1 protein-coding gene is annotated in these 683 nt (G+C 60.2%); it reads left to right on the top strand.

Translation table 11 applies throughout. The annotated features are described in order from the left end of the window. Positions 1-683: RHS repeat domain-containing protein (locus ACMGEE_RS21705; protein WP_436830633.1), on the top strand; the 683-nt coding region annotated here is incomplete at both ends.

The following is a 683-nucleotide window of genomic DNA, read 5'->3' as shown; positions in this document are numbered from 1 at the left end:
GCAAACCAGCAGCAGCGCTTTGGCTATGATGCAACGGGGCAGGTCACGCGTGAAGTCCGCACCTATAAGGAAGAGCATTTCAGCTGGGACGCTGCCGGAAACCAGACCGACAGCCCGGGCGAAACCGTCTGGCGCAACCTGCTGCTCAGGCTGAAGGGTGCGCGCTGGCGCTACGACGGCTTTGGTCGCATGACGTGGCGGAAATCGTCTGCCGATGCCGTGGAGCAGCACTTCAGCTATGACGACGAGCACCGCGTCAGCGAAGTACGTTTCGACGGGCACAGGGAGTTCAGTCGTGCGGAATATCGCTACGACGCGCTGGGTCGCCGTACGCAAAAAATTCTGCATCGCCACGGAAGGGAAAAGGAAGTTATTTCGTTTCTGTGGAGCGGCATGCGGATGGTGGGCGAAAGCAGCAGCCTTCAGCCTGCGCGCAACACGCAGTATATCTACGGCGAAAACAGCTGGGAACCGCTGGCGCGCGTAGACAGCATCGGTGAACAGTCGGATATTTTCTGGTATCACACCGAACTGAACGGCCTGCCGGAACGGATGACCGACGAACACGGCGAGGTGGTATGGCGCGGCCGTTTCTCCACCTGGGGCGAAACGGAGCGCGAAAGCGTGACCGGCTTCCAGGCGGTACAGCAGAATCTCCGGTTTCAGGGGCAGTACCTGGACAG

Origin of the sequence: Erwinia artemisiae (genome assembly GCF_051400835.1) — a bacterium.
In the GTDB taxonomy this organism is placed as follows: domain Bacteria; phylum Pseudomonadota; class Gammaproteobacteria; order Enterobacterales; family Enterobacteriaceae; genus Erwinia; species Erwinia aeris.
This window is presented reverse-complemented; position numbering and strand designations above follow the sequence as displayed.